We start from the raw sequence: 6,256 nt of genomic DNA, 5'->3' as shown, positions 1-6,256 counted from the left end.
AACTTTTGCGCTCACTTTACTTCAACACAGTAAAAGATGTCAAATGGGTTCTATATTGCCGAACAGGTTTCCACTAACCAAATCCCCTCACGGGGACTGAAACATTTTCAAGAACCCCAAACTACGCAAAGATAGATATTGGGTTTCCACTAACCAAATCCCCTCACGGGGACTGAAACGAAACAAGCCCTACACAAGTGTCGAAAGCCTCAGATTTGTTTCCACTAACCAAATCCCCCACGGGGACTGAAACATCTTAAACCACGACATTCGCAGAGGTTTTATCGGCAATTAACTTTTCTTATTCTTTCTGTACTGATTGAGTAAGTATTGTGGATTGCTGATATACATCTCTGTATAGCCGCACTGGCCACAAATATATGCTGTTAATGTCCCAGTGTGAGTTCCTTTAAATATGAGCGCTTTTGGATTTTCGTAAATTTCTACTTGCAGATCCTTTTTAAACTCTTCTGTATGGGTGACAATACGAACGTTTGGAATTATATTTTCAGAGCCACATTTAACACACGCCAAAAGTTCAACTTCTTGTTGGTCTGGATACTCGGCTAGCCCTGTTGATGTTACGAAGACTGGCTGACCTTTAATGCTAGAAGGAGCAATTTCGTCAACTGCCTGGAATGACTTGTCCTCGATTCCATCGTTTGAGGTACCACAACTCCAGCAGAAAGAGAAAGTCTCTTCATTCTGCTCATGGCACTTGCAACATTCCCACATCTGTATTACCTCTGCAAAACAGTTGACGTTAGACAAGTTTAAACCAATAACAATTTTACTTACATTAGGCGAAGCAAAAAGGTTAGAAAAATTCTTGATAAGTTGAAAACAGGCAAGCAGTCAGCAGCCAAGGCAATTGACGTTTTTATTGAGGAACTGGCTGCTGTAAAGGAAGAACAACAGCCAGCAACTGTGGAATTAGATGTAGCGAGTTAGGATTTTTGTGCTGGCGACTATTAACCAGTCAACTTAATTACACCTTGGCTGACTAAATGTTCAAGCTGAGAATGATGCTGTGTTTGTGTGACTTGAAGAAGATTTTGGACAGGTTTGGAAGAAGAAATTGGACAAGTTGCAAGCTGAAATACCTATAACTTCGTTAAGGCATTAAGCAAGCGATGCCTTCGGCGGCAAGCTACGCTCTTTTGGAAAAAGAAAATGGACAGAATAACAGAAATGGAAGAAGAAAATGGACACAAATCCGCTTGAATACGGCTCCTGTCCAACTTATTGCCTAACTTGTAGGATTTTTCACAAGCTTTGCGATCGCTTGCCGCAGTAAGTATCGCTATTACCAAAACCTTTATCTTGCATACAGGCATAGAGTTTGAGCAGTTTAGTTTTCCTTTATGCTATTTTTTTGACGTTCTTGGAAGGTAAACTTGGACATCCATTTTTGGAAGGTAAAGGTGGACAACATGTCCAAAATCTTCTTCAAGTCACAGTTTGCTCCCGTAGCAACTTGAGTTGCTCGTAAGTGAGAATGTGTAATCCGGGACGAACAACATAACCTTGAATGGTAATGCTTTGTGGTTGCTGGCTATCGGTGCGGTTGTAGGAAATTGAAGGCATATTTATAATTACGTAAGTTAGAACTGATTAGTAGAAGAAAGTTTAACGAACAGAATTCAGGAGTCAGTAGCCAGAATTCAGAAGAAGGTTAAGCGAGTGGCGGATGAATAAACGGCGTTTTTGCTCCCCCACTAAATCGGAGATTTAGTAGTGCAAGAATCGAGTGGTGGGTCTGAATCCCCCACTCATTCTGACTCCTGAATTCTGACTTCTGAATTCTTCTTTGATTCTTCATTCTCTTACAGCTTCACACAATTTCCTGTTAAAAGGTGATTATAGAATTAGTCAAAGCCAAAATATGTATGATATTCTCAATAGAAGTGCTTTACAGTCCTAGCCAAGATGAACCAAATAGCAATGGATATTCACCATTAATTGCAGTTCACAATCCGGTTTATACTGTGCAATATAAAACTGCCCTAGACGTAAGCTAGAGCAGTTTTTGATAGAAGTAAATTATATAGGAGACTTTTAGTGTTGTCCCCAGTTTATCCATAATAGATACCGTTATATAATACTATTCATCTCAAGTTTCGTGCTTTACGCAAAAAACGAATAATCTTGAAGTTGGCATTACAAAGATTAAAAGTCAGTATCAGCCAAAGTATCATAGAGGACATCAGCGATTTTGAGCTTCTTCCTTGGTGGCACACAGAATATGGTTGCTGGTGATGGTGTGCTGAGAAAGTAAATCTGGGGATCAATCAGGCGTATATGTGATGGGCTTACGCCCCGTCAAGAGTGCGATGCGTAACCGCCCGAGGCGATCGCAGAGATAATTGAAGCACCCAAGATTATCACTAGTCGCCCTGATATTGGCTATTGGGGCTATTGGATTGATACCAGTTGTGTTGGTGTAAAGCCTTGTGCCAATGAGTTAAAAGGATAGCGATCGCCTACAGCAGGCAGTTAGGCTATCTTGCTTTATTCTCCCGAACTTAACTCAGATTGGTTCAAAATTGCCTCTAGCAATCCAGCCGATAAGCTGCTAGTTACCATGTATTTACACTGAATGCTTAATTACAGAAAAACTTTTAGCTTATGTTCTACTCATAATTATTGCCTTTAAATTACTTAATCTTCATCACTTAAACTAAATTTAAACTCTTCACTACGGCTTTACACTTATTAATGTTTACTTTACAGCTTCTTGAGGCTAATATCATTACTTTTATCATTGTGATAACAGTTTGAATGATTGATATTAGAGAAGTAGTTTTAATTCGAGTTGATTAAATCAGTGAATAAGAAATGGGCGACTAAACGATTCACAATTAATTTGGCATCAGGGGAAGCAGAAAGATTAGAAAAATACTGTTCAATAACAGGACGACCAGCAACCGATGTAATTCGAGAGTTGATTCGCTCTTTGCCAACCGAAGAAACACCAAATGCAAATTGAACCGCTATTCTCGCACAAGTTATAGTCACAACGATTTCATACTCCTTGGATCTTTATCGGGGAGCTTTTGTGTTAGAAAAGCTACTGCTGAGGGAAAATTTAAAGTAAGACCTTGTGTTGAATAAACTAAGAGGATTCATATTACTCTCTTATCGAGGTTTTATTCTTAGTCAGCAACCTCAATCAACATGAAAATATCACTCGACAATAGCTTTACGATTTTGACACCTGATGAACTTCCTATAGTTCTGCAACGGCTGAATTCACAAGTTGAACCGACAAAAATATTATTTTTCTGATTTTTAGAAAATTCTAGAGGTAAATATGATTAAACGCATAAAAGCATTGTTTTTGACTGCAATTTTGACTGTTTTCTTTATTGGAGTAACTGCTACTCATGCAAAAGCGGAGACTTACCTTGCTGGAGAATTTACAATTACTTTGGATGATGGAGAAAATGGCAAAACCTACAGAGGTTGTGATGCTCAGGGGAAATGTATAAATTTAGAAAATGGAACATCTTGGCGTGATAATGGTTATCGGGGTATTACTTGGGAAAATGGCGATTATACTTATTCAGTTTCCTGGCGTGAAAATGCCAATGAAGGAATGTATTTGAATATTTACAACAAAGATAAGCAGATATTACGCCATCAACTAGTAGAGACAACTGAAAATGTAGGAACTCTCAAGGGTGTAACTTATTGTGATGTAGTGAATATTACATCTGGGCAACTGGCACTTCGTGATAGCCCGAATGGACAATCTAGGGCAGGTCTTGATAATGGCAATAATGTTTTGTTGAAGAAACAAGAGGGTATCTGGGCTTATGTAAGTGTCGTTCAAGGGCCCAATACTAGAGTTAATGGTTTGTCAGGATGGGTTAATTCAAATTATCTACATTGCACCAAAGAACCAATTGATTAACTAAGATTTGATTTGCTCTATTTATAAGCGATCGCGTCCCATCCAATGGGAACTATGTTATGTAATTGCGTTCCTTGGCACCATGAAATTATTGCATTTTCTCAAATCCAGACCAGTCATTATAGTTTTAGCAATTGCAGTAAACATCACTGGTATTGATGTACATTCTTCTAGTTCAAATCTTCCCATAGGCAAGAGTACAATTACTCAGTCCCAACTACAGATTCAACTTGTTCACACACTGACTGGGCATAAAAAAGTGACTTTTGGTGTTCGAGCAGTTGCGATTAGCTCTTCGGGGCAAACCCTGATTAGTGCAGGTAGAGATGATACAATTAAATTCTGGAATTTACGTACTGGGAAATTGTTGCGTAGTTTAGACGCTCACTCAGATGGTGTTACTTCAATTGCGATTAGTCCAGATGGCAAGCGGATTGTAACTGGTGGGATAAGCACCCCAACAATGAAGGTTTGGGATTTACGCACTTTTCTTATGCTAAAGGGCGACAGTGGGCATACCCAACCAGTAGAAACTGTTGCGATTAGTTCAGATGGTAAATTGATTGCTAGTGGTAGTGACGATTATACAATCAAGCTTTGGGATTTACACAAGCTTAAGCTGCTTGATACCATTACTACACACTCAGGATTTGTGAGTAAAGTTGCATTTAGCCCTGATATGCAAACCCTTGTAAGTGCTGGGGGTGGCGATGATAATACAATTAGGCTGATTGATTTACAAACCAAAAAAACACGCCATATTCTCAAAGGACACAAAACTGGAGTTGATGCTATTGCCATTACTCCAGATAGCAAAAAGCTTGTTACTGGTAGTTTTGGTCAGCTAGTTTCTCGAAATCGTGCAATTAGTACCCTGAAGTTATGGAATCTTCAAACTGGAAAACTGCTGCATGACTTTAGTGATAATTTTAATTCAGTTGAATCTCTTGCCATCAGCCCCGATGGAAAAATTCTCATTTGCGGCAATTATGATGGCAGTATTAAACTGTGGAGCTTAGAGACTTTAAAGCCGTTGCATACCTTTCAAGATGGTTTCAGTTCTGTTTTAGGGCTTGCTTTGAGCCGGGATGGTAAAACCCTTGCTAGTAGCAATGAGGAGAGTACTATACATATTTGGCAAATTAAATAACTGCATTAGCCCTATTTTTGGCGCACGGGAACTTCTAAAACGAGAAGCTGGTTACAGATACAGAACTTAACTTTAACTATGGGTATTCTCGCTCAAAAAGTACGAGTCAGAATAGCTTTTCTAAAATCCGTACTTTTAAGTATGACTCCTGTAAAATTAGCATCAGTTAAATCAGCACTGCGAAAGCTTGTACCACCAAAGGTTGCAAAAACAACAGCAACGTTGCGAATAATGGCGTATTTTTCATCTCCTTTCATTGCCCTCCTAGCAATGTAAATACTAAGTATAGCTACGGTAAAAGCGATGGCGAAGGTGACGACGAAGGACAAACCTGCCGCTGCGAGGAAGACGATGGATTCGGCTCCACTTCTGGCTAAGATGAAAACCAAGGCAATGGCGAAAACTAAGGCTCCAGCGACGGCTCCAGCGACGGCGAAGACCAAGGTAATGGCGAAGGCTAAGGCTTTGGCTTTGTCCAGTCCTAATGCGACAGCGACGACGAGGCCAACAGCGACGGTAATGGCGAAAGGCAAGACGATGGCGAAGGAAAAGGCGATGGCGGAGGAAAAGGCGATGGCGAAGGAAAAGGCGAGAGCGACGGCAACCACTAAGGTAACGGCTAAGGCGACGGCGACGGCGAAGGAAAAGGCCCCGGCTAAATCCAAGGCTAAGGCTAAGGCAACAACGAGGGCGACGGTGAAAGCGAAGGCTAAGGCGACGGCGACGGCTCCGATGAGGGCAACGACTAAGGCAGTCCAGCCTGAAACCTTAGTCTCTAAAGTTGAGCTATTAAATATAGAAACTATCAAGCCTCCAGTGATGGCTAAGAAAAATCCTGAAATTCCAGAGAGCAACCACGAAACACAAACTAGAAAACTAACCCAACCCTTTTGCAGTCCAGCTTTTGCATTGCTAAAGTTAGTCCCTCTTAGAATAGCATCCGTAAAATCTGCTCCTCGAATATCCGCATCACTAAAGTTTGCCCCAGCCAAGTTTTGACCTTTAAAAGAACGACCTCTGAGATTTTGACCGGAAAAGTCTTGGGGCATGGCTGGGCTAGTAAAGGCGAGGGTTTATGCAGACTACACTTAGAGTATGTGCTTTTACGGACTGTAGTGCAATATTTCTTTTGTGATTGGTAAGTAATGCCAAGTATTTGACTACAATTTACTCACTGGTGGCTACTCATC

6 protein-coding genes are annotated in these 6,256 nt (G+C 40.5%); 3 read left to right on the top strand and 3 right to left on the bottom strand.

The features are described from left to right. Positions 1-291 precede the first annotated feature (291 nt). Positions 292-771 (bottom strand): hypothetical protein, encoded by a 480-nt coding sequence (locus HWQ44_RS22740; protein WP_292723378.1) that lies wholly within the window; start codon positions 769-771, stop codon positions 292-294. A gap of 678 nt (positions 772-1,449) precedes the next feature. Then, positions 1,450-1,587: a hypothetical protein gene (locus HWQ44_RS22735; protein ID WP_292723376.1), complete on the bottom strand. Its 138-nt coding sequence runs from the start codon at positions 1,585-1,587 to the stop codon at positions 1,450-1,452. A 1,231-nt stretch (positions 1,588-2,818) separates the two neighbouring features. Between HWQ44_RS22735 and HWQ44_RS22730 the strand changes: the two genes are divergently transcribed. The 3 genes from HWQ44_RS22730 to HWQ44_RS22720 all read left to right on the top strand — a co-directional run bounded on the left by HWQ44_RS22730 (position 2,819) and on the right by HWQ44_RS22720 (position 5,066). After that, the gene (locus HWQ44_RS22730) at positions 2,819-2,989 is read left to right on the top strand and encodes a CopG family transcriptional regulator (protein ID WP_292723384.1); all 171 of its coding nucleotides are present in this window, start codon (positions 2,819-2,821) and stop codon (positions 2,987-2,989) included. A 324-nt stretch (positions 2,990-3,313) separates the two neighbouring features. Continuing rightward, a complete protein-coding gene (locus HWQ44_RS22725) occupies positions 3,314-3,916 on the top strand; it encodes a hypothetical protein (RefSeq protein ID WP_292723374.1) in 603 nt (200 codons plus the stop codon). A gap of 82 nt (positions 3,917-3,998) precedes the next feature. Beyond that, positions 3,999-5,066 carry a WD40 repeat domain-containing protein gene (locus tag HWQ44_RS22720; RefSeq protein WP_292723372.1) on the top strand — a complete coding sequence of 356 codons (1,068 nt, stop codon included), beginning with the start codon at positions 3,999-4,001 and terminating at the stop codon, positions 5,064-5,066. Positions 5,067-5,158: 92 nt separating this feature from the next. Here the strand turns inward: HWQ44_RS22720 and HWQ44_RS22715 are convergent, their stop codons facing one another. Further along, entirely contained in the window at positions 5,159-6,115 is a 957-nt protein-coding gene (locus HWQ44_RS22715; protein ID WP_292723370.1) for a pentapeptide repeat-containing protein, read from the bottom strand. Positions 6,116-6,256 lie beyond the last annotated feature (141 nt).

It is taken from the genome of Nostoc sp. JL34 (genome assembly GCF_017114945.1).
Lineage (GTDB): Bacteria > Cyanobacteriota > Cyanobacteriia > Cyanobacteriales > Nostocaceae > Nostoc.
The sequence above is the reverse complement of the archived record's forward strand: the minus strand, read 5'-3'. Positions and strand labels throughout refer to the sequence as shown.